This is a genomic window from Streptomyces sp. NPDC028314, from assembly GCF_055565795.1.
The window spans coordinates 116,417-137,209 of record NZ_JBVHTP010000004.1 but is presented as its reverse complement, the minus strand read 5'-3'; the positions used below and the strand labels follow the sequence as shown (position 1 = coordinate 137,209).

General features: G+C 71.9%; 23 protein-coding genes, 1 tRNA gene and 1 riboswitch. Of the genes, 8 read left to right on the top strand and 16 right to left on the bottom strand.

What is annotated here, in order from left to right:
- Window positions 1-80 precede the first annotated feature (80 nt).
- The 5 genes from ACZ4TG_RS11575 to ACZ4TG_RS11555 all read right to left on the bottom strand — a co-directional run bounded on the left by ACZ4TG_RS11575 (window position 81) and on the right by ACZ4TG_RS11555 (window position 4,100).
- Entirely contained in the window at window positions 81-869 is a 789-nt protein-coding gene (locus ACZ4TG_RS11575) for a YidC/Oxa1 family membrane protein insertase (RefSeq protein WP_468161709.1), read from the bottom strand.
- Window positions 870-981: 112 nt separating this feature from the next.
- The gene (locus ACZ4TG_RS11570) at window positions 982-1,338 is read right to left on the bottom strand and encodes a DUF6412 domain-containing protein (RefSeq protein WP_468161707.1); all 357 of its coding nucleotides are present in this window, start codon (window positions 1,336-1,338) and stop codon (window positions 982-984) included.
- A gap of 106 nt (window positions 1,339-1,444) precedes the next feature.
- Window positions 1,445-2,977, bottom strand: coding sequence for a sodium:solute symporter family protein (locus tag ACZ4TG_RS11565; RefSeq protein ID WP_468162103.1), 1,533 nt, complete (start codon window positions 2,975-2,977; stop codon window positions 1,445-1,447).
- A gap of 38 nt (window positions 2,978-3,015) precedes the next feature.
- Window positions 3,016-3,198 carry a DUF3311 domain-containing protein gene (locus ACZ4TG_RS11560; RefSeq protein WP_468162102.1) on the bottom strand — a complete coding sequence of 61 codons (183 nt, stop codon included), beginning with the start codon at window positions 3,196-3,198 and terminating at the stop codon, window positions 3,016-3,018.
- 32 nt (window positions 3,199-3,230) lie between these two features.
- Window positions 3,231-4,100 (bottom strand): class E sortase, encoded by an 870-nt coding sequence (locus tag ACZ4TG_RS11555; RefSeq protein WP_468161704.1) that lies wholly within the window; start codon window positions 4,098-4,100, stop codon window positions 3,231-3,233.
- A gap of 56 nt (window positions 4,101-4,156) precedes the next feature.
- On the opposite strand from ACZ4TG_RS11555, the gene ACZ4TG_RS11550 reads away from it, so the two are divergent.
- Window positions 4,157-5,152, top strand: a complete 996-nt coding sequence (locus tag ACZ4TG_RS11550) for an SEC-C domain-containing protein (protein WP_468161702.1) — start codon at window positions 4,157-4,159, stop codon at window positions 5,150-5,152.
- 6 nt (window positions 5,153-5,158) lie between these two features.
- On the opposite strand, the gene ACZ4TG_RS11545 is transcribed toward ACZ4TG_RS11550, so the two are convergent.
- The 3 genes from ACZ4TG_RS11545 to ACZ4TG_RS11535 all read right to left on the bottom strand — a co-directional run bounded on the left by ACZ4TG_RS11545 (window position 5,159) and on the right by ACZ4TG_RS11535 (window position 8,649).
- Window positions 5,159-6,088, bottom strand: coding sequence for a YDG/SRA domain-containing protein (locus ACZ4TG_RS11545; RefSeq protein ID WP_468161700.1), 930 nt, complete (start codon window positions 6,086-6,088; stop codon window positions 5,159-5,161).
- Window positions 6,089-6,128: 40 nt separating this feature from the next.
- Window positions 6,129-7,040: a hypothetical protein gene (locus tag ACZ4TG_RS11540; RefSeq protein WP_468161698.1), complete on the bottom strand. Its 912-nt coding sequence runs from the start codon at window positions 7,038-7,040 to the stop codon at window positions 6,129-6,131.
- A 1,072-nt stretch (window positions 7,041-8,112) separates the two neighbouring features.
- Complete coding sequence (locus ACZ4TG_RS11535; protein WP_468161696.1) at window positions 8,113-8,649, bottom strand: GNAT family N-acetyltransferase; 537 nt, start codon at window positions 8,647-8,649, stop codon at window positions 8,113-8,115.
- A gap of 185 nt (window positions 8,650-8,834) precedes the next feature.
- Between ACZ4TG_RS11535 and ACZ4TG_RS11530 the strand changes: the two genes are divergently transcribed.
- Both ACZ4TG_RS11530 and ACZ4TG_RS11525 read left to right on the top strand, forming a co-directional pair.
- Window positions 8,835-9,011, top strand: coding sequence for a hypothetical protein (locus ACZ4TG_RS11530; RefSeq protein WP_468161694.1), 177 nt, complete (start codon window positions 8,835-8,837; stop codon window positions 9,009-9,011).
- 94 nt (window positions 9,012-9,105) lie between these two features.
- Window positions 9,106-9,405 (top strand): hypothetical protein, encoded by a 300-nt coding sequence (locus ACZ4TG_RS11525; protein ID WP_468161692.1) that lies wholly within the window; start codon window positions 9,106-9,108, stop codon window positions 9,403-9,405.
- Window positions 9,406-9,724: 319 nt separating this feature from the next.
- Here ACZ4TG_RS11525 and ACZ4TG_RS11520 read toward each other — a convergent pair whose 3' ends face one another.
- The 5 genes from ACZ4TG_RS11520 to ACZ4TG_RS11500 all read right to left on the bottom strand — a co-directional run bounded on the left by ACZ4TG_RS11520 (window position 9,725) and on the right by ACZ4TG_RS11500 (window position 14,759).
- Window positions 9,725-11,116, bottom strand: a complete 1,392-nt coding sequence (locus ACZ4TG_RS11520; protein ID WP_468161690.1) for a DUF445 domain-containing protein — start codon at window positions 11,114-11,116, stop codon at window positions 9,725-9,727.
- A 150-nt stretch (window positions 11,117-11,266) separates the two neighbouring features.
- Window positions 11,267-11,959, bottom strand: a complete 693-nt coding sequence (locus ACZ4TG_RS11515; RefSeq protein ID WP_468161688.1) for a DUF1707 SHOCT-like domain-containing protein — start codon at window positions 11,957-11,959, stop codon at window positions 11,267-11,269.
- Window positions 11,960-12,123: 164 nt separating this feature from the next.
- Complete coding sequence (locus ACZ4TG_RS11510) at window positions 12,124-13,095, bottom strand: ABC transporter ATP-binding protein (RefSeq protein ID WP_468161685.1); 972 nt, start codon at window positions 13,093-13,095, stop codon at window positions 12,124-12,126.
- Between the two features lie 7 nt (window positions 13,096-13,102).
- Entirely contained in the window at window positions 13,103-13,873 is a 771-nt protein-coding gene (locus ACZ4TG_RS11505; protein WP_468162101.1) for an ABC transporter permease, read from the bottom strand.
- A gap of 94 nt (window positions 13,874-13,967) precedes the next feature.
- Window positions 13,968-14,759 carry an ABC transporter permease gene (locus ACZ4TG_RS11500; RefSeq protein ID WP_468162100.1) on the bottom strand — a complete coding sequence of 264 codons (792 nt, stop codon included), beginning with the start codon at window positions 14,757-14,759 and terminating at the stop codon, window positions 13,968-13,970.
- Between the two features lie 256 nt (window positions 14,760-15,015).
- Here ACZ4TG_RS11500 and ACZ4TG_RS11495 point away from each other — a divergent pair, with 256 nt between their 5' ends.
- The gene (locus ACZ4TG_RS11495) at window positions 15,016-17,544 is read left to right on the top strand and encodes a transglycosylase domain-containing protein (RefSeq protein WP_468161683.1); all 2,529 of its coding nucleotides are present in this window, start codon (window positions 15,016-15,018) and stop codon (window positions 17,542-17,544) included.
- 11 nt (window positions 17,545-17,555) lie between these two features.
- Here the strand turns inward: ACZ4TG_RS11495 and ACZ4TG_RS11490 are convergent, their stop codons facing one another.
- From ACZ4TG_RS11490 to ACZ4TG_RS11480, 3 genes are all read right to left on the bottom strand, one after another.
- Window positions 17,556-17,876, bottom strand: coding sequence for a DMT family transporter (locus ACZ4TG_RS11490; protein ID WP_030158619.1), 321 nt, complete (start codon window positions 17,874-17,876; stop codon window positions 17,556-17,558).
- Window positions 17,877-17,906: 30 nt separating this feature from the next.
- Window positions 17,907-17,990, bottom strand: a riboswitch (guanidine-III (ykkC-III) riboswitch).
- Between the two features lie 81 nt (window positions 17,991-18,071).
- The gene (locus ACZ4TG_RS11485) at window positions 18,072-18,416 is read right to left on the bottom strand and encodes a GroES family chaperonin (protein ID WP_468161681.1); all 345 of its coding nucleotides are present in this window, start codon (window positions 18,414-18,416) and stop codon (window positions 18,072-18,074) included.
- A 46-nt stretch (window positions 18,417-18,462) separates the two neighbouring features.
- Window positions 18,463-18,780: a DUF3618 domain-containing protein gene (locus ACZ4TG_RS11480; RefSeq protein ID WP_468162099.1), complete on the bottom strand. Its 318-nt coding sequence runs from the start codon at window positions 18,778-18,780 to the stop codon at window positions 18,463-18,465.
- 110 nt (window positions 18,781-18,890) lie between these two features.
- On the opposite strand from ACZ4TG_RS11480, the gene bcp reads away from it, so the two are divergent.
- The 4 genes from bcp (at window position 18,891) to ACZ4TG_RS11460 (ending at window position 20,761) form a co-directional block, all read left to right on the top strand.
- Window positions 18,891-19,358 (top strand): thioredoxin-dependent thiol peroxidase, encoded by a 468-nt coding sequence (gene bcp, locus ACZ4TG_RS11475; protein WP_388002646.1) that lies wholly within the window; start codon window positions 18,891-18,893, stop codon window positions 19,356-19,358.
- A 143-nt stretch (window positions 19,359-19,501) separates the two neighbouring features.
- Window positions 19,502-20,143: an HNH endonuclease gene (locus ACZ4TG_RS11470; RefSeq protein WP_468161679.1), complete on the top strand. Its 642-nt coding sequence runs from the start codon at window positions 19,502-19,504 to the stop codon at window positions 20,141-20,143.
- Window positions 20,140-20,628, top strand: coding sequence for an HNH endonuclease signature motif containing protein (locus tag ACZ4TG_RS11465; protein ID WP_468161677.1), 489 nt, complete (start codon window positions 20,140-20,142; stop codon window positions 20,626-20,628). Before ACZ4TG_RS11470 ends, ACZ4TG_RS11465 begins: the two co-directional genes overlap by 4 nt.
- 49 nt (window positions 20,629-20,677) lie before the next feature.
- Window positions 20,678-20,761: transfer RNA gene (locus ACZ4TG_RS11460), tRNA-Leu, on the top strand.
- The last annotated feature ends 32 nt before the right edge of the window (window positions 20,762-20,793 follow it).

Below are 20,793 nucleotides of genomic sequence, written 5' to 3'. Positions count from 1 at the left end.
CCCCGGGCCGGACGATGGGTTGCGGCCATCGGAGGATTGGTCGATCCTCCAAGATGCACGACCAATCCGCAAGACCCTGTTCACAGACTGGAACGCAGCGCTCCATCGGCGGCCTGCCGCTCCTTGCGGTACTGGAGCCAGGCGCGTTCCGCGACCGACCAGGCGGTGGTGGTCAGCAGGTACAGCCCGGCGGCCAGCGGCACCACGGCGGCGGTGATCAGCGTCCCGAACGACAGCAGGGGCAGTACGCCGCCCAGCTTGCGCATCGCCGCCTGCTGCTCGGACGTGAGCTGCGGCGGAGTCCCGGCCGCGAGCCCCGCCTTCCCCAGGCCACCCGCCTTCGGGCCCGCCTTGGCGCTCACCGCGCCCCCCGCCTTGCTCCCAGCCTTGGCTCCCGCCTTGGCGCTCTTGCCCGCGGCGGCAGGCAGGGCGGCCGGCACCAGCGGCGCGGCCGCGGCGGCCCGCCGTCCCCGCACCGCGCTCCACGCGGCCACCACCGCGATGGCCGCGAACAGCCCGAGGAACACCAGCCCCGGCGCCCCGAACACGCCACCCTCCCCGAGCGCGTCGGCCCAGCGGCCCCCCAGTGGCGCGGCGAACAGCCGGTGGCCCAGCAGCTCATTGGCCGCCCCGCCCACCTCCGCCGAGGAGAAGGCCTGGTACATCACGAAGAACACCGGCAGCTGGAGCAGCATCGGCAGGCAGCCCGCCGCCGGGGTCGCACCCCGGAAGGCGGCACGGCTCAGGGGGTGCAGGGCGAGCCGTACGAGCACGGTGAACAGCACGATCGCGGCAGCGGTCGCGGAGTCGGCCAGTACCGGCTCCAGCAGCCGGCCCAGCTCAGCAACAAGGTGGGTGAAAACGGACACGCGGGCCCTCCGAGGGGTCTCGTCGAACGTCGAAAGAGATGCATTTCGGCGTGACGACCCGCGAGGGGCGACAGCAGTGATCAGTCAGCAGGACAAGGCGATGTGCGCGCCCCTACGCGGCCGTCGGGACGAGGCGGCCCGGTGCCCTGGGCCGCGAGCGGCCGGAGGCGTCGGGATCGCGCTGCGGCAGGAACGCCGTGCGCTGCTCGCGATCACGGATCGCGGTGCGTATTCGGTGCGGCGGCACGGGCCGCACGAGGCTCGCGGCCAGGGCGGCGGCGCCCACGGCGACAGCCGCGGCAAGGGCGACGACAGCGGCGGCCAGCCCGTTCTCCCCGAGCAGGAGCCCGAGGAACCCGCCGAGCAGCAGCAGGGTCACCACCAGCTGCGATCCCCGCGAGAACAGGAGCGGGAACGACGGGGACGGGAACGCGGAGGACGACGAACGCGCGCCGGATCGCCCAGTCATGCGGACCGCCCCCTTCCCCTCCCGTGCACAGGCTGCGCACAGCCCGGCCTGCCGACAACCCCTCCCGCACGAACTCTCGTACGAGATCGGGTACTCGCGATCGATACTAACCGCCCGTACCGACAACGGCCCCGGGTCCCGTACCGTTCCCCGCGTCCGGCCCCGGGTCACGGGCCAACACCACCTCGTCTGGCCGCACATCCGCCTCGTCCCGGGGCCCCAGCCAGGAAACCCCCAGCGCCACCGCCAGGTTCACGGCGAGCGCCACCATCCCCGCGTTCGCCCCCCACACCGGGTCGTTGCCGGTGAACACCAGCCCGCAGACGAGCCCGACCCCCGCCACGAGACCGCTCACCGCCCCGAAGACCGTCAGCCGCCGCCACACCAGCCCCAGCAGCAGCATCGGCACCAGCTGCGCCATCCCCTCGTACGACACGAGGGAGAGCCGGACCAGCGTGTTGGGGGCCACGTACGTCATCACCAGCGCCACCGACCCGGCGATCACCACGACCACCTGCGAGGCCGTCTTCTGCCGCTCCCCCGCACTCCAGCGCGGCACCAGCGACAGCACGCTCCGCCCCCACATCGTGCCGATGACCAGCATGAACACCGCCATCGGCACGATCGACGACAGCGCCGCAGCGACCCCGATCACCCCGACCGCCCACGCCGGCAGCGAGTCCACGACCAGCTTGAACAGCGCCAGGTTGGAGTCCGCGCCCACCAGCCCCGGCACCACGAACAGCGCGGCCATCCCCAGCAGCATCGGCACGAACAGCAGCACGTTGTACGCGGGCAGCAGCATGGCGTTGCGGCGCAGCGCGTCGGCGCTGCGCGCGCCCAGGTATCCGGCGACGGTGGTCGGGAAGATGACCACGGTGAGCGCGTTGAGGACGGTGGTGCTCGCGAACCACCCCATCCCCAGCTCCCCCCGCCCGTCCGCCCCGCTCCCGTGCCCGGGCAGCGTCAGCCACTGCGGGCGCTCGGCCACGAGCCGGTCGAACAGCTCCCCGTAGCCGCCGAAGTAGTGCAGCGGTACGTAGACGGCGAGGAAGCCGAGCGTGCCGATGACCAGCACGTCCTTCAGCACGGACACCCAGGCGCTGCCGCGCAGCCCGCTCACCACCACGAACCCGGTGGTCACTGCGAAGGCCACGAAGTACGCCGTCTCCAACGAGACCGCCCCGTAGGAGATCGTGGACACGACCACGCCCATCCCCGTGATCTGGAGCTGGATGTAGGGCAGCAGGAAGACGGTCGCGAGCACCGCGACGGCGGCCCCGAGCCACGGTCTCCCGTACCGGTGGGCCACCATGTCGGTGATCCCGACGAGGCCGTGGCGCCGCGCGTAGTCCCACAGCAGCGGCCCGACCACGTACCCGACGGCGTACCCGCAGGTCATGTACGCGACCACGTACATGACCGGGGCTCCGTAGTTGTACCCCCAGCCGGCCGCGCCCAGGTAGCTGAAGCTGGTGTACCCCTCGCCCGCCATCAGGACCCAGATGAACACGGTCCCCAGCGAGCGCCCGCCCACCGACCACTCGGCGAGACCACCGCCGCCCCCACCCCCACCGCCACCGCTACCCCCGCCGCGCCCGCGCACCGCGAAGAGCCCGAGCCCCACGGTCGCCACCATGAACACGGCGAACACCCCGGTGGCCACCGCCGCCTGGCTCACCGGTGGTCACCCCGCCAGGCCAGCCAGACGGCGAGCGGGGTCACCAGGGTCGCCCCGATGAACCACACCCACAGGAACGGAAGCCCGCCGACCTGCGGATGCACCCGGTTCACCAAGGGCAAGGCGCCGAGGAAGAGGACGAACGGAACCCCAAGCCAGAGCAACTGCGGACGTTTCATCCATCTCACGCGCACTGCCCCACCCTACGAGTTCAGCCTTTCAGGGTCCCCCACACCACCAGCCGGTACTTCGACGTGTACTCGGGGGTGCAGGTGGTCAGCGTGATGTACGCGCCGGGCTCGCTGTAGCCGTAGTCCGGCTTGACCACGCTGCGCGGCACGGGCGCGATGACCCCGGTGTCCCGCTCGGTGGTCTCGGCAAGGATCTTCCCGACCACGTACGTGTACTTCTTGCCCCGCACGTCCACTGTCAGCTCGTCCCCCGCCCTCAGCCGGTTGATGTACCGGAACGGCTCCCCGTGGGTGTTCCGGTGCCCGGCCAGCGCGAAGTTCCCCTGCGCGCCGGGCTGCGCGCTCCCCGGGTAGTGCCCGGCGTACCCCTTGTCCAGCACGGCGCGCTTGTCGATCCCCTGGGCGACGGGGACGACGAGGCCGAGGCGCGGGATGCGCAGGACGGCGTACGACTGCTCGCGCGCGGGCGGCACGACGGGCCGGGCGGCGCCGGCCACCGGCCGCCCCTCGGGGGACGGACCGCCCAGGCCCCCCGAACCCGGACCGGGACCGGGACCTGGACTCTCCACGACCGGAGACTCGACCGGAGCCCCGCCCGCCCCGCCCACCTGCCCGGACTCCCCGGACTCCCCGGACTCCCCCGCATCCCCTCCCGCCCCCGCTTCCTCTCCCTCCCCCGACTTCCAGGAGTCCTCCAGGGCCTGGACCTCCTCCCGCGCGGCGGCCAGGGCCTGCCGGTTGGTCCACCACACCTGGTGCACCACCAGCAACAACACCACCAGCCCGACCGTGACGGTCAGTTCCGCCGCCGCCCACAGCGCTCCCGCGAAGCCGGCCCGCCGGCCCCGCCGACCCCTGCCCTGCACCACCACAGGTACGTGATCCCGCACGGGCGGCACCTTAAGACCTCCCCCGTCAACTGACCAGCGGCAGTACGGTGTGAACCATGCGCCCCGACACGCCTGCCGAGCACATCGCCGAAGCCGAGCGCCTCATCCGCACGGCGACCCGCTACCCCGAGGACCAGGAGCCCTTGCTCCTCCAGGCCGCGGCCCACCTCGAACTGGCCGACGCACGCGAACGGGCGAGCACGCTCTACGACCAACTCCTGGCCGGCGATCCGGCCGACCCGCACCTCATCAAGGCGCTCCAGGCCGCGAACCTGTGGGAGTACGGCCACGAGGCCGAGGCCCGCGCCCTCATCCAGGGCATCCGCGCCGCCGCACCCGCGGACCCGGCGCCCTGGGAGGTCATCGCCGAAGCCCTCGAAGCCCACGACGAGTTGACCGCGTCGGAGGAGACCTTCACCGAGGCCGCCAACCTCCTCATCCCGGACAACACCCCCCTCACCCAGGCCACCACCGCCCTCCTCACGGGCCGCCACCGCGTCCGCCGCCTCCTCGGGCTCCCGCACGACGAATGGGACATGGTCGCGGACACCCGCCACATCGGCCCGATCCCGCTGGACGAGCTCCACGACCCGAAGCGCATCTGGGCCCTGGGCTCCGACGACCCGGCCGAGCTCCGCGCCGAGATCGCCCGCCTGCGCGCCGAACTCGGCGACCGCCGCGCCGCCCTCTCCCGCCCCTTCCCGGTGGCCATCCTCCACTGGCCCCAGCCGGAGCTGGCGGAGCTCGTCTCCTCGTACCCCACCCTCACGGCGGAGTACCCCTCCCACGCGGCCCACCTCGCCGCCACCGAGGCCTCCCTCCGCGCCCTCGCCGCCTCGGGCACCACCAACCTCGGCATCGTCACCGCGAGCGTCCCCTCGTACGAGGCCTTCGCCGCGTCCGAGAAGACCTCCCCGGCCTCCCCGTCCCTCCTGGCCGAGTACGCCACCACCCTCGCCGCCCGAGGCAAAGCCACCCCCTGGCCCCCCACCCCCTCCTCCCCCTGCTGGTGCACCTCGGGCAAGCCGTACGCGGAGTGCCACGGGGCGTAGGGAGACCTACTTGGTGAGCCTGCCGGCCCAGCGCTCTCGGTGCTTGCGCGCGAACTCGATGCCGATGTCGTGCCCCTTGGCCCGTGCAAGCACCGAGCGGAACCGGCCGGTGAGGCCGTCGATGACGTGCAGCTCATCGGTGAGTTGCAGGGCTCCTCGATCGAAGAGCGCATGGCAGTTGGGGCAGAGGCACAGGACGTTGTCGATCCTGTCCACGCCGAGGTGCGGCTTCCCCACGGCCTGTATGTGCGCGCCTTCGCTGTACGCCTCGCCCGCTGGAGAGACGACGAGTCTGAGGCTGCAGATCTGACAGGTGTTCTTGTACATGGCCTTGACTGCGCGCACCACTGATGAGTCCCGAACGAGCCTGTCCTGGGAGATGTATCGGCGGACCTGCTCTTCGAGGTTGGTGGCAGCTCCCTCCAGCGGGTCGACCGCCTGTGGCGCGACCTGCTCCCCCGGCTGCAACTTCAACAGCTTGAACTGACAGATGACGAAGCCGTCCTGTCCGACCTGGTGCCAGTGCTCGGAGATCCGGTACAGGCCGCGATACCGGTAACCCTTCGTCGCCCGTCGACGCTTGCCGCCCGTGATTCCCAGCCCTTCGATCACCCGCACCGGATGCCCCATCGCCTGCGACACGACGAGGGCAGCGTTGCCCTTGTAGGCAAGGGACTGATCGGCCACCATCTCCCCCGAGTCGCGGTCCCGCCCCCCTTCGCCGGTATAGATGATCAAGTCGCCTTCATCGCGGTCATCGACGTACCCCCCGGAGAGGACGATCGAGTCAGCACCCGTCTTCTCGACACCGGAGATCCCACGCCCGGAGAAGCGATGGAGACCCGCCGCGTGCAGCTCCTTATGCCCCTTGAACCACTGCCCTTCGGTCACACCGGCAGGAGTTCCGAACTCAACAGAACTTGATCGCTCAGACATGGACACATGATGTCAAGCGATCGCTGATTGAGCCCACTGCCTATAAGCGGAGCTCCAGTTGGACGTGGCCGCGGGCCAGGGCTGTGGGTGGGGTGGGGCGGGTTGTGGCCAGGGTGAGGAGGGTGCGGAGGGCTGCGAGGACTTCGGCCGGGGTGTCGCGGATCATCGACGGGGTCGCGCTGATCACCAGGACGCCGTGGGACTCCAGGCGGAGGCGGCGCCGGAGGGTGGCGTGCCAGGCGTCGCGGGTGTAGTGGTACTCGGCCGAGTCGATCTCCAGGGCCACGCCCTCGTCGGGCCAGTAGGCGTCGGGGCTGGCCAGGAAGGCGCCGTCCGGGGTGTAGAGGCGGGCGTTCCACAGGGGCGTCGGGAGGTCGGTCACCGAGAGGGTGTCGCGGGCCTGGGCCTCGGCGACCGAGCGGACGCCGGCCAGGAGTTCCGCCGCGGCCGAGGCGATCGCGGGGCGGGACAGGAGGCGGGCGGTGCGGAGTTCGGCGTGCAGGTCCTGCGGGTGGCACCAGCCGGCCTGGACCACGTGGGCCAGTACCGAGCGGATGAGGGCGGGGTCCTCGGTGCGGGCCGCGAAGTCGGCGGCGGCGCGGACCGGGCGGGTGCACGGGATGCCGGAGACCGCGATGGTGCGGGGCCAGCGGGTGGTGGCCAGGGGGCGGACGGCGTCGGTGGCGGCGATCCGGCGCGGGGCGCGGATCAGGACGTCGGCCGGGGTGTACGGGGCTTCGCGGATGCCGAGGAGGGCGAGGGCGGCGCCGCCGGTCAGGGCGGCCGAGTCTCCCGAGAGGGGGTCGGCGGCGGGCTCGGCGGCGTACAGGACTGCGGCGAGGGCGCGTTGGCGGTGGTCCGGGGGGCCGGTCTGGAGGAGGTAGACGCGGGGTAGTAAGCGCTGCCAGGGGCCGCCGGGGCGGGTACGGGAGGTGACGGTGCCGTCGGGCACTGCGGCGGTGGTGGTGAGCTGGTGGCGGGTGGCCAGGTTCAGCTGGCGCCGGGCCAGCCGCGCAAGCCGCGCCGCCCCGTCCCCGCCGTCCCCGGCACCCCGGCGCGCGGGGGGCGGGGCCTGGGCGGGCGGGCCTTGTGCGGCTGGGCGCTGGGTGGCTGGGGGCTGGGGGGTCTGGTTCTGTGGGGCCGAGGTGTGAGTGGCCGCGCGTTGGGAGTCTGAGGTCTGGGTGGCTTGAGCCCGCGTGGCCTGGCCTTGCGTGACCGGGCCTTGGCCGGACTGCCTCTGGGAGGCCGGGCGTTGGGAGGCAGCGAGCTGGGAACCCGGGCCCTGGGGGGCCGGACGCTGCGACGGCGGCCTCGACACAGCCAAGCCCTGCGCTGACGGGTGTTGCGCGGACGAGCGGTCCACAGTCGGCGGCTGGACCTGGGGAGCCGAAGCCTGTGGCAGCGGGCACGGCACAGCCGGGCGTGGAGGGGTCGGGGCCTGAGCGGGCGGCCCCTGCGTGGCCTGGCCTTGGGTGGCTGAGCAAGCCATGGCCGAGGGTTGGGCGGCCGGGGACTGCGACGGCAGGCGCGACCCAGGCGGGCCTTGCGGCGCCGGACGTTGCACGGCTGCGCAGGCCACAGCCGAGGGCTGGGCACCCCGATGTTGGTTGGCCGGGGACTGGCTGGCCGGGGACTGCGACGGCGGGATCGACGCGGCCAGGCGCTGTGCTGCCGGGCTCTGGGTGGTCGAAGCCTGCGACGGCGGGCCCTGTGCGGCCGGGCCCGGTACCGCGGGGCGCTGCGCGGCTGCGCAGGCTGCGGCCGACGGCTGGGCGGCTGGAGGGCGGGTAGCCCGGGGCTGGGGAGCCGGTGACTGGGTCGCCCGGGTGTGGGGTGCCGGGGGCTGGGCGGCTGGAGGGCGGGTAGCCCGGGGCTGGGAGGCCCGGGGCTGGGAGGCCCGGGGCTGGGTGGGGCGGGGCTGGGTGGGGCGGGGCTGGGTGGGGCGGGGCTGGGTGGGGCGGGGGTGGGGGGTGATCATGGCGCGGGTATGCCCGGCGGGGGGTGGGCGTACCCGCGGCCCCGGGTCAGCGGTTCGGGTGGTCCGGGGCCAGGAAGACGATCACGCCCGTCTCGGTGCCGGGGAGCGCGGGGACCTCGTGCCAGCCCAGGCGGCGGTACGTGGCCACCGTGTCCCGGGCCAGTCGGGAGGTCAGCAGCCAGGCCCGTCCGTCCGGGGCGTCGGCGGTGATCTCGGTGAGCAGGGCGCGCCCGGTGCCGTGGCCGCGCGCGTAGGGGCGTACGGCGAGCTCGTCGATCTCCAGCGCGCCGGTGAGGAGTTCCTTCACGCGGGCCGGGCCGAGCTGGGCCGCGACCTGGGCGTACGCGCGGTTCTTCGGGAAGGCGGCCGGAGTGAGCCAGCCGGTGGCGAAGCCGTCGATGCCGGCCGTGGACTGGGCGAGGGCCGTACGGAAACCACGGCGCCGGGCGTCGACCGGGAGGCGGGACGCGAACTGGCGAATGGTTTCTTCGTCCTCGTTCCACGGTGGGGCGGAGAAGACGTCCGCGTAGGCGTCGACCAGTTCGTCCGCGAGGTCGAGGACGGCCTGTCCGTAGCAGATCACGATGTCCGGGCTCCTGATGTCGAGGGTGGGGCCAGTGGTGTTGGTGGGGATTTTCCCGTTTGTCTTGGGAGAGTGAATTTATGCGCTCCGGGTTGCTGAGGCGGACATCACCCGGATCCGGCGAGTGTGCGACAAATCCCCTCCGCTCCGCGTGTCGGCAGACGTGGCGGGCGCGTTGAGCAGCCGTGGACAGACTCCTTCGGGCGGCCGGCTGGTGCGCCCTCGCCTTTCTCCTCGTCCTCGGCATCGTGGCGTTGCTGCCGCCTTCGGTACGCGACGGGCTGCCGGACGCCGTGGTCGGCGGGGCCGTGCTGGTGCTGGGAGGGCTGGGTGCCCGCCGGGTCACCCGGGGCCCGCGTTAGCCTCGTAGGGCCGGTGGGATCGATGGTTCTTCGGATCATCCGTCGAGTCGGCGTCGAGACGATTTCGTCAGAACGCGCAGAGGGAGTGGGGCACATGGAGCGGGTACCGACCTCGATCGTGGCGGCGGCCGGGCTGGTGGGCGGTTACGCCGTCGCCCGCTGGACCAAGAAGCGCCCCCTGGGCGGCGTCGTCCTCGGCGCCGCCGGGCTCGCGGCCGGCCGGGAATGGCACCGCCGGGCCGGAACCCCGGCCGCGGCCGGGCTCGGCGCGCTGTACGTGGCCGGCTTCGCGGGCGCGCACCCGCTGGCCAAGAAGGTCGGGGCCTGGCCGGCCGTCTTCGGCGCCGCAGGGGTGGTCGCGGCCGCCGCCTGGGCCGTCGCCGACCGCGGCTAGGTCCGCCACTTCCTTCGGGTTCTGTCGGCCGAGGACGCGGCTTCCTTCGGGCCTTGCCGGTCGAGTGCCGATGCCAAGTCCGAGGCCGAGTCCGAGCCCCATGCCGCGGCCTCGGGCGCGGCCGCGGCATGGGGTCTCACCGTGCCCGGAGGGGGCCTTGCCCCGCGTCGGGCGCGGCCTCGGACGCGGCCTCGGGCGCCACGGGGTCTCCCCCCGCCCCGAGGGGCCCCGCGCGCCAGGACAGCGCGCCGAGGCGCCGCACGGCGAGGCCGCGGCGCGGCGCGGTCCGTCAGACGCCGCGCACCCCGCCTGGGCCCCCTCAGGACCAGAACACCCTCGACACCGTGTAGATCAGCAGCCCCGCCAGCGCGCCCACCACCGTGCCGTTGATGCGGATGAACTGGAGGTCCCGCCCGATGTGCGCCTCGATCTTGCGCGAGGTGTGCTCGGCGTCCCAGCCCGCCACCGTGTCGGTGATCAGCGAGGTGATCTCGGCGCGGTAGGTGGTGACCACGTACACCAGCGCGCCCTCGGTCCAGCCCTCCACCTTGCCCTGGAGCCGGCCGTCCGTGGCCAGCCGCGCCCCCAGGGACATCAGCGACGAGCGCACCCGAAGGCGCAGCTCGCTCTGCTCGTCCTCCGCCGCCGAGATGATCATCGCCCGGACGGCGGTCCAGGCGGAGGCGATCACGTCCTGCACCTCGCCCCGCGCCAGGATCTCGCGCTTGAGGCGCTCGACCCGCGCCCGCGTCTGCCTGTCCGACTGGAGGTCGGCGGCGAAGTCCGTGAGGAACCGGTCCACCGCGCCCCGCGCCGGATGCGCCGGCATGTCCCGCATCTCGGTGACGAAGCGGAGCAGCTCCTTGTAGACCCGGTCGCCGATCTTGCGGTCGACGAACCGGGGCGTCCAGCCGGGGGCACCGCCCTGCACCGCGTCCATGACCGAGTCCCCGTGCAGGACGAGCCAGTCGTGGGCCTTGGCGCAGATGAGGTCGACGGCGCGGTGGTGCCCGCCGTCCGCGACGACCTTCTCCAGCGTCTTCCCCATGCCGGGCGCGATCTCGGCGGTCTCGGCCCGTCTCGTGATCGCCTCTCCTACGACGGCCTGCACATCGGAATCGCGCAGTACGGTCAGGGCTCCGCGCAGCGCGGCGGCCAGCTCCGCCGTGACCCGGTCGGCGTGGGCGGGATCCGCCAGCCAGGCGCCGAGCCGGCCCCCGATGCCGAGCGCGTGCAGCCGGGCTCTGACCACGTCCGGGGAGAGGAAGTTCTCCCCGACGAACTCCCCGAGGGAGACCCCGAGCTGGTCCTTCTTGGTCGGGATGATCGCGGTGTGCGGAATGGGCAGGCCGAGGGGCCGCCGGAACAGCGCGGTGACGGCGAACCAGTCCGCCAGGGCGCCGACCATGCCGGCCTCGGCGGCGGCCGCCAGGTACCCGGCCCAGGCGCCCGCGCCGGTGTGCTGCGCCCATCTCGCGAGTACGTAGGTCAGGGCGACCAGGAGCAGCAGCCCGGTGGCGGTGGCCTTCATCCGGCGGACGCCGCGCTGCCGCTCCTCGTCCGCCGCGCTGAACACGAAGGCGCCGCGGGTGGGTGGTGCGGCCGTGGCGGCGGCCCCGGCTTCCGCTCTGATGCGGTTGTCCACGTCTTCCACGTCTTCCACGTGTTCGCTCCTGCCTTCCCCCAGTGGCCGGTTTTGTCTGCATAGCATCCGACTCCCGGGAGGTCCGAGGAGTTCCCGGCGCGCCGTACCGGTCCCCCCGAGGGATGACCCCCGGGGGTGATCCCGGGATGCCCCGGATGCCCCGGATGCCCCGGGTGGGGAACCCCGGATACCTGCCGGCGCCGCCGCCCGCCCCGCCTACAGCTCCTTGCGCGGCTTCTCCCGGCCCAGCTGCTTGGACCCCTTCGGCGGCTTGACCCGCACCTCCACCCCGCCCCAGAAGGCGAAGCCCGTCACCACCACCCTCGGAGCCCCCGGTTCCGCGGGGGTCGAACCGGGGCGCTGGTCGAAGGCCCCCATGACCCCGACGCCCCGTACGTCGACCTCCACGCCCGGCGGCACGATGATCTGGATGCCGCCCATGACGGCCACGCAGGTGATCACCACCTCGCGCTGCGCGAAGTTCGCCTCGCGCAGGTCCAGCTCGCCCCCGCCCCAGAACGCCACCGCGTTGAACCGGGCGGGCACCGTCCAGTGCCCCTTGCGCTGGAACCCCGACATGACGGCGACGGCCGTGGCGGAGGTGCCGGCCCCGCCGATCCGCGCGGGCCACGCCGTCCCGGACCCGGCCGGAGCAGGGTGCGCCGGGTGCGCGGGATGGGCGGAGGCAAGCGGGGCCGCCGCTCCCGGTACCGCCGGCAGGTCCCGCGTCAGGGGCTCCAGCTCGGCGTACGTGCGGGACTTGAAGGCCGCCTCCAGCCGCTCCTCGAACTCCTCCATGTCCAGCCGGCCCTCGGCGACGGCGTCCCGCAGACGCTCCGCCACACGGTCCCGGTCGGCATCCGACGCCCTCAGCTCCGGCAACGGCTTCTCGGGCCGCTCGTCACTCATGAGGCCCAGCCTATGCAGTGATCCCGGGGAGTTGTATGACTTACGCCCGGCACCTGACCCTGGCTCACCCCTGAATCACCCCTGACCCACCCCGACCCGACCCCGACCCCGACCGACCCCGACCCGACACGCCTCCGACCCACCCCTCCGATCCCGGACCCACCTCACCCCCGCCCCGCGTACATCCGCGCGATCACGTCCTCGATGTCCGGCTCCCGCACCGACAGGTCGACCAGCGGGTACGCCGCCGCCACCGCAGCCACCAGCGGCGCGGCCGAGGCCCCCGCCGGGAACGCCAGCCACTGCCGCGGCCCCTCCACCTTCACCACCCGCGCCCCCGCCACCTCGATCGGCGCGAGCTCCCGATCCAGGTCCACCACCAGCGTCCGTTCGCTCTCCCCCACCGACCCCGCCGAGTGCAGCCCGCCCAGCGGCCCGTCGTACATCAGCCGCCCGTGGTCGATCACCATCACCCGCTCGCACAGCTGCTCGATGTCCTGGAGGTCGTGCGTCGTCAGCAGCACCGTCGTGCCGAGCTCCTCGTTCAACTGCCGCAGGAATCCCCGCACCTTGGCCTTGCTCACCACATCGAGCCCGATCGTCGGCTCGTCCAGGTACAGCACGTCCGGATCGTGCAGCAGCGCCGCCGCGATGTCCCCGCGCATCCGCTGCCCCAGCGACAGCTGCCGCACCGGTACGTCGAGCAGCTCGGCCAGGTCCAGCCGGTCCACGCACCGCTCCAGGTTCTCCCTGAACCGCGCCGGCGGGATCCGGTACATCCGCCGCATCAGCCCGTACGAGTCCTTCAGCGGCAGGTCCCACCACAGCGTGGTGCGCTGCCCGAACACCACCCCGATCCGGTGCGCGAGCCGCATCCGCTCCCGCGCCGGATCGATGCCCGCGACGCGCAGCAGGCCGCCGCTCGGGGTGAGGATCCCGGTCAGCATCTTGATCGTGGTCGACTTCCCGGCGCCGTTCGGCCCGATGTAGCCGACCATCTCGCCCCGCGCGACCTCGAAGCTGATCCCGTCCACGGCCCTGACCTGCCGTTTCTCCCGCCGCACCAGGCCCACCCGGCGCCGTACGTCGAAGACCTTCTCGACCCCGTCCAACGAGATCAGTGTGTCCGTGCCCATCGTGGCCTCAGCTCCCCGTGCTCCGGTACCAACGAACTCCCGCGCGCCACGCCAGCGACGCGGGCAGGAACACCGCGAAGGCCACCAGGGGGCTCAGATAAGCCGCCCACCCCGGCAGACCCAGCGGATCGGGCCGGCCCAGCACGTGCAGTGCGGGCAGCCAGTTGACGAAGGCCAGCGGCAGGATGAAGGTCACCCCGCGCAGCAGGTCCTTCGCGAAGACCGTCGGCGGGTACTGGAGCATCGTGCAGCCGCCGTACGTGAAGGAGTTCTGCACCTCCGCCGCGTCCCCGGCGACGAACTGGAACGCCGCCCCGGCCACCATCACCGCGCCGAAGATCGCCGCCCCGGCCGTGATCATCACCGGCACCAGCAGCACCTTCCCCGGCGTCCAGGCCACCTCGCCGCCCAGCGACCAGACCGCCCAGCCCAACACCGCCAGCCCCTGCACGATCCTCCCGACCCGGCGCAGCGCGAAGCGGTCCGCCGCCACCTGCGCGAGCACCGGCACCGGCCGCACCAGCATGGTGTCGAGCGACCCGTCCCGGATCCGGACGCCGATCCGGTCGGTGTTGCCGAGCAGCAGGTCGGCCAGGCCCAGGGAGGCCGAACAGGACCCGTACAACAGGGCGATCTCCGGCAGCGTGAAGCCGCCCAGCTCCTCCACGTGCGAGAACATGATGTAGATCGCCACGAAGTCCAGCAGGGTGATCGCCGCGTTCCCGAACGTGGACAGGAAGAACGAGGTCCGGTACGTCATCGTCGAGCGGATCCACATCCCCGCGATCAGCCCGTAGCCGCGCAGCCCCTCCACGACCCGGCTGCGCTCCGGTACGTCCAACACCCCGGCCGACGGCCGCTCCAGCGTCGCCTCAGCCACCCTGGACCACCACCTTCCGCGTCGCGGCCGACTGCATCAGCCGCCCCAGGCCCAGCAGTACGACCGCCCACGCCACCTGGAACCCCAGCGCCCCGGCGGCGCTCCCGGCCCCCGCGTGCTTGCCCATCAGCACGTCCAGCGGCACCTGGAGCATCGCCGCCCACGGCAAGGCCCGGACGAACTCCCCGAAGGCGCCCGGGAACACCGTCAGCGGCAGCGTCATCCCGGAGAAGAAGATCGAGGCGACGGTGGCCATCAGGTTGATCCCGGCACCGTCCATCAGCCAGAACGCCGCCAGCCCGAGCAGGTAGCGCAGCGCGAAACCCACCACCACCCCGAGCGTCACGGACACCAGGAACAGCAGCCAGCGCAGCGGATCGGCGGGCAGCGCCAGCCGGAACGCGAGCGCCCCCGCCACCAGCGGCAGCACCCCGCGGCCGATCAACTGGAAGGCGGCCCGGCCCAGATCGGAGGCGAGCCACCACATCTGGAGGTCCGCCGGGCGGTACAGGTCGACGGCGATGTCCCCCGTGCGCACACGCTCCTGGAGCTCCTCCTGGAACCCGCCCCCGATGAGCGCCCCGGCCGCCAGCAGGGACTGGCTGACCCAGACGAACGTCAGGGCCTCCGCCTGGTCGTACCCGCCGAGGCCGGGCCGTTCGTCCCACAGCGCGATGTACGTGTACGCGACGATGAACCCGAACACGGTGTTGGTGAACACCCCGGCCGCGGTCGCCGTCCCGTAGGTGGCGTACCGGCGGAACCCGCCGGCCGCGACGGCCATGTAGAGCCCGGCTCTCTGACGCACCGTACCCCTCCGTTTCCCACGTGGTTCCTGCGTCGTTCCTACGTCGTTCCTACGTCGTTCCTACGTCGTTCCTACGTCGTTCCTACGTCGGCCAAAGCGCGCGAGCTTAGTGCGGAGGGGCGATCCACGCGACCGATTTATGCCCGTCCGGAGCAGAATCACCGGCCATCAGGTAGACACCATGAGGTACAGATGTGGATATTTGGTACGGCAGCCGCGAGGAGCCCTGGAGATGAGCGACCAGTCACCACCCCCGGGCTGGACCCCTCGCGACCCCGACGCCCCGGACGGACCCCGGCCGGCGCCCGCCGGCCCCCGGAACGAACCCAGGAGAGAGCCCCGGAGAGAGTCCCGGGGCGAACGAGCGGGCGCGGGCAACGGCGCCCCCACCGACAAGACCAGGCGGCGGCGGACCGGCTGGCGCCGCGCCGTCCCCACCTGGCGCACGGTCGTGGGCACCCTCCTGCTGGCCGCCCTGCTCGTCTGCGGCGCCCTGCTCGCCGGCTACCTGCTGGTCGACATCCCACCCGCCAACGCCGCCGCCACCGCCCAGTCCAACGTCTACCTGTACTCCGACGGATCCCAGCTCGCCCGGGACGGCGAGGTCGACCGCGTCAACGTGCCCCTCTCACTGGTCCCCCGCACCGTGCAGGAGACCGTACTGGCCGCGGAGGACCGGGACTTCTACTCCGAAAGGGCCGTGGACCCCAAGGCGATGCTGCGCGCCGCCTGGAACACGGCCACCGGCAAGGGCACCCAGTCCGGGTCGACCATCACCCAGCAGTACGTGAAGAACTACTACCTGGGCCAGGAGCAGACGCTCAAGCGCAAGGCCAAGGAGTTCTTCATCGCGATCAAACTGGGCCGCGAGAAGTCGAAGGACTACATCCTCGAGGGCTACCTGAACACGAGCTACTTCGGACGCAACGCCTACGGCATCCAGGCCGCCGCCCAGGCCTACTACGGCAAGGACGTCGGCAAACTCACCACCGCCGAGGGCGCCTACCTCGCCACCCTCCTCAACTCCCCCAGCGCCTTCGACGTCGTCGCCCACCCCCAGAGCCGCGACCGCGCCGTCGCGCGCTGGAACTACGTACTCGACGGCATGGTGAAGAAGGGCTGGATGACCCCGGCCGAACGCGCGGCGGCCCGCTTCCCCGAGCCGGGCAAGGTCCGCCCGGTCGCCGGGCTCTCCGGACAGCGCGGCTACCTCGTCGAGGCCGTCAAGGACTACGTCGTCGAGCGCAAGATCCTCGACGACAAGACCCTCGCCGAGGGCGGCTACCGCATCACCACGACCATCGACAAGCGCCGCCAGACCGCCTTCGTCGACGCCGCCCGGAACCAGGTGATCGGCAAGCTCGACCCGGACGCGCGCAAGGCGGACCGCCTGGTCCGGGTCGGCGGGGTCTCCATCGACCCGGCCACCGGCAAGGTGGTCGCCATGTACGGCGGCATCGACTACACCAAGCAGTACGTCAACAACGCGACCCGGCACGACTACCAGGTCGCCTCCACCTTCAAGCCGTTCGTCTTCGCGTCCGCCGTGCAGAACGGCTCCCGCACCCAGGACGGCGTGCGCATCACCCCCAACACCGTCTACAACGGCGACAACAGACGCCCCGTCGTCGGCAGTGACGTCCCCTTCAACCCCGAGAACGAGGGCCAGCAGTCCTACGGGAACATCAACGTCCGCACCGCCACCGACCTCTCCGTCAACGCCGTGTACGCGCAGATGGTCGTCGACGTCGGCACGGAGAAGGTCAAGCGGACCGCCGTCGCCCTCGGCGTCCCGGAGAACACCCCCAACTTCCGGACGGGCCCGGCGATGGCCCTGGGCACGGTGCAGGCGAGCGTCCTCGACATGGCGCAGGCCTACGCGACCCTCGCCGACCACGGCCGCTACACCCCTTACACCCTGGTGGAGAAGATCTCCAAGGACGGGGAGAACCTCCCCCTGCCGGACCGCACCCCGAAGCAGGTCATCGACCGGGAGGCCGCCGACACCACCACGTCCGTACTGGTCAGCGTGGTCGACAACGGCACCGGGACGGCGGCCCTCGCCGCCGGGCACCCGGCCGCGGGCAAGACCGGCACGGCGGAGAACGACCAGGCCGCCTGGTTCGCCGCGTTCACCCCGGACCTGGTCACGGTGGTCGCGATGATGGGCCAGGACCCCGACACCGGCGTCCCGCAGCCCCTCTACGGGGCCCTCGGCGAGAACCGCATCGGCGGTGGCGGCTACCCGGCCCGTATCTGGGCGGCGTACACCAAGACGGCCCTGGAGTCCTCGGACCCGCTGGACTTCGACCTCGAACTCCAGCAGGGCGCGGCCCAGCCCGTGCCCCCGCCGTTCCCGCCGGACACCGGGCAGCAGACCCCGGACAGCGGCTCCCCGGAGCCCCCCGCCCCGCCGACCCGGCCGACCCCGCCGACCGGCGGACAGACGCAGAACGGCCGGACGCAGGGCCAGAACCAGGGACAGGACCAGGGACGGAGCCAGGGCCAGGACCAAGGGCAGAACCAGGGCCGGAACCAGGGCCAGAACCAGGGCCAGACGAACGGCGGCCAGAACACCGGCGGCGAAACCACCGGCGGCCAGACCAACGGAGGCCAGACCCAGGGCGGCCAGACCAACGGCGGTCAGAACACCACAGGCCAGACCACCGCGGGCCAGACCACGGGCGGCCAGACGCAGGGAGGCCAGACCCAGGGCGGCGCCACCCAGGGCCGGCGCCCATCGGCCGATTTCCTGGAATGAGCCGTGCCCGGTCAGTGACCGGAGGTCGCCTTCAGCCCCACCACGGCGACCAGCAGCAGACAGATGAAGAAGATCCGGGCGGCGGTGACGGGCTCCCCCAGCACCGCCATTCCCAACACGGCCGCACCGGCCGCACCGATACCCACCCAGACCCCGTACGCCGTACCGATCGGCAGGGTCTTCGCGGCGTAGGACAGCAGCACCATGCTGGCGACGATGCCGGCGCCCGTGAACACACTGGGCCACAGGCGGGTGAAGCCCTCGGTGAACTTCATACCGATCGACCAGCCGACTTCGAGCAGACCGGCGACGAGAAGCAGAACCCAGGCCATGACAGGCACCTCCGGAACGAGAGCGAACGGGGTGCGTCGTCTTGTCGTACAGCCACGGCTACCCGGTACGGCGCGTCTCGTCGGGGTTCCCCTCCACCGTAGCAAAAGGGCAGCGGAAAGGGCCGGTGACCTGGGCCACCAGCCCTTTTCGAAGATCAGCGGTCGTAGCGGTGCGGGCGAGGTGCGGGCGCGCGGTTACAGGTACAGCCCCGTGGAGTCCTTGGACCCCTCCAGCCGCTCCGCGGCCACGGCGTGCAGGTCCCGCTCGCGCATCAGCACGTACGTCGCCCCCCGCACCTCGACCTCGGCCCGGTCCTCCGGGTCGTACAGCACCCGGTCACCGGGCTCCACGCTCCGTACGTTCTGCCCGACCGCGACCACCTCGGCCCAGGCGAGCCGCTTGCCCACCGCGGCCGTGGCCGGAATCAGGATGCCGCCGCCCGAGCGCCGCTCGCCCTCCGGCGAGTCGGACCGGACGAGCACACGGTCGTGCAGCATGCGGATGGGCAGCTTGTCGTGGGTGGTGGTGTTGTCGCTCACGCCCCGAACCTACCCGCCCGCGCGCGCCGCGCACTTCGCCGGGTCATCAGCGCTTGCGGCGCACGGACAGCACGATCAGTCCGACCACACCGGCCGCGAACAGCGCCACCGGCACGATCCGCTCGACCCGCGGCGCGCCGTCGTCGTGGCACAGCCCGCCCTTCACGTCCGTCACGAGGCGGTTCACGGCCACGAAGGCACGCCCGGCGGTGTGGTCGACCGTCGAGGCGACCCTGGCCTTCGCGTCCCCGATGATCGTCTTCGGGTGCATGCGCACGCCGATCTCGTCGAGCGTCTCGGCGAGCTGCTCGCGGCGGCGGACGATGTCCGCCTCGATCTGTGCGGGGGTCCTGGCTTCCGGCACCGCGCTGCCTCCGTCGTCGTGGTCGGTCGTATGGGGGGCATGGCCCACCATGAACAGTCTGTCAGCTTAGTCTCGGACCGTAACGATCCCCTCCCGAGGAGACTGCTGACATGAGTGAGCGACTTCAGCCGGGCGACACCGCCCCCGCCTTCACCCTGCCCGACGCGGACGGCAACGAGGTCTCGCTCGCCGACCACAAGGGCCGCAAGGTCATCGTCTACTTCTACCCGGCGGCCCTGACCCCCGGCTGCACGAAGCAGGCCTGCGACTTCACGGACAACCTGGCCGTACTGGCCCAGGCGGGTTACGACGTCATCGGCGTCTCCCCGGACAAGCCGGAGAAGCTGGCGAAGTTCCGCGAGCAGGAGCACCTGAAGGTCACCCTCGTCGGAGACCCCTCGAAGGAGGTCCTGACGGCGTACGGCGCCTTCGGCGAGAAGAAGCTGTACGGCAAGACGGTCACCGGAGTCATCCGCTCCACGGTGATCGTCGACGAGGAGGGCAAGGTCGAGCGCGCCCTCTACAACGTCAAGGCCACCGGCCATGTAGCCAAGATCATCAAGGACCTGGGCATCTGACCCACCCCCTCCCCGACGGAGCGGCCCGCACCCAACCGGTGCGGGCTGCTCCGTTTATCGGACGAAATCCGCCGTAACCGTCCGACTATCGGTCCGTTACTCCGTACGAGGCTGCGAACACGTGGCCGGAACGGAGGGGGCCGATGGCGGTGAGCCCGTACACACGGGAGAGGCTGGCGCAGGCGGCGGGCACGTCGCGCACGCTGACCGAGGCGCTGGAGAAGCTGGGGGTGGACCCGAAGAGCGGCTCGCGCCGGTACATCCGCGACCGGATGCGGGCCCTGGGGGTGGACATCGCACATTTCGCACAGGAAAGGGCGAAATGGACGAAGGAGATCCTTCAGGAGGCGGTGTCAGCGTCGACGAACATGTGCGAGGTACTCCGACGCCTGGGGCTGGACAACGTGGGCGGGCACCACACCCACATCAGCCGAAGAGTCAAGACGTCGGGGATCGACACATCGCACTTCACACCGTCTTCCGCCGCGGGTAGGTACCACGCCCGGAGAACGCCGGAGTCACTGCTCGTGGCACAGGCACCCGAGAGCGCACGCCGGATCCCTGGTGAACGCCTCAAGCGCGCCTTGACGGCTCTCGGCATGGAAGAGCGCTGCGCCCAGTGCGGCATCGAGCCCGTCTGGCTCGGCGATCCGCTCCCCCTGGAGGTCGACCATCTCAATGGCGACTGGCGCGACAACCGGCCTGAGAACCTGCGGTTCCTCTGCCCCAACTGCCACTCCACGACGGACGGCTATCGAGGCCGAGGCAAGAGGCGGCAGGGATGAGCAACCGGCGTCTTGATCGGCCGTCCATGGACGAACTCGGACGGGCCATAGCCGATTCCGTCAGCATCGCCGAGACCCTTCGGCGTCTGGGGATGCCCGACAACAGCCGGCGGCGCGCGTACTTGCGCAGTTGGATCGCCGACGAAGGACACGACACGTCGCACTTCTTGGGACAGTCGCACCAGCGCGGGAAGCCTGGAACCACTCCGCTCAGGGCGGCGGAGGACATCCTCGTCAAGCACGCTGGGGAGCGACGGACGAAGAGCCTGCTTCTGCGCCGCGCGCTGCGCGATGTCGGCGTCCCTGAGCTCTGCGATCGGTGCGGCGCACCTCCTGAATGGTGCGGGCTACCGATGTCGCTTGAGGTGGATCACATCAACGGCGACTGGAGCGACGACCGCCGCGAGAACCTGCGACTGCTGTGCCCCAACTGCCACGCGACCACGAACACCTGGTGCCGTGGAGGCCGTCGACGATCCGAATGAGGAGCCCAGCGTCGCGCTCACGATCCGGCCGCTACCATGACAGCACCAAGCGGCCGTGTCGTAACAGGCAGCCGAGCGGCGCTTAGAACGCCGTGGGAGAAATCCCGTGTGGGTTCGAATCCCACCGGCCGCACCCACACGAAGGCCCGGCTCTCGTAGCCGGGC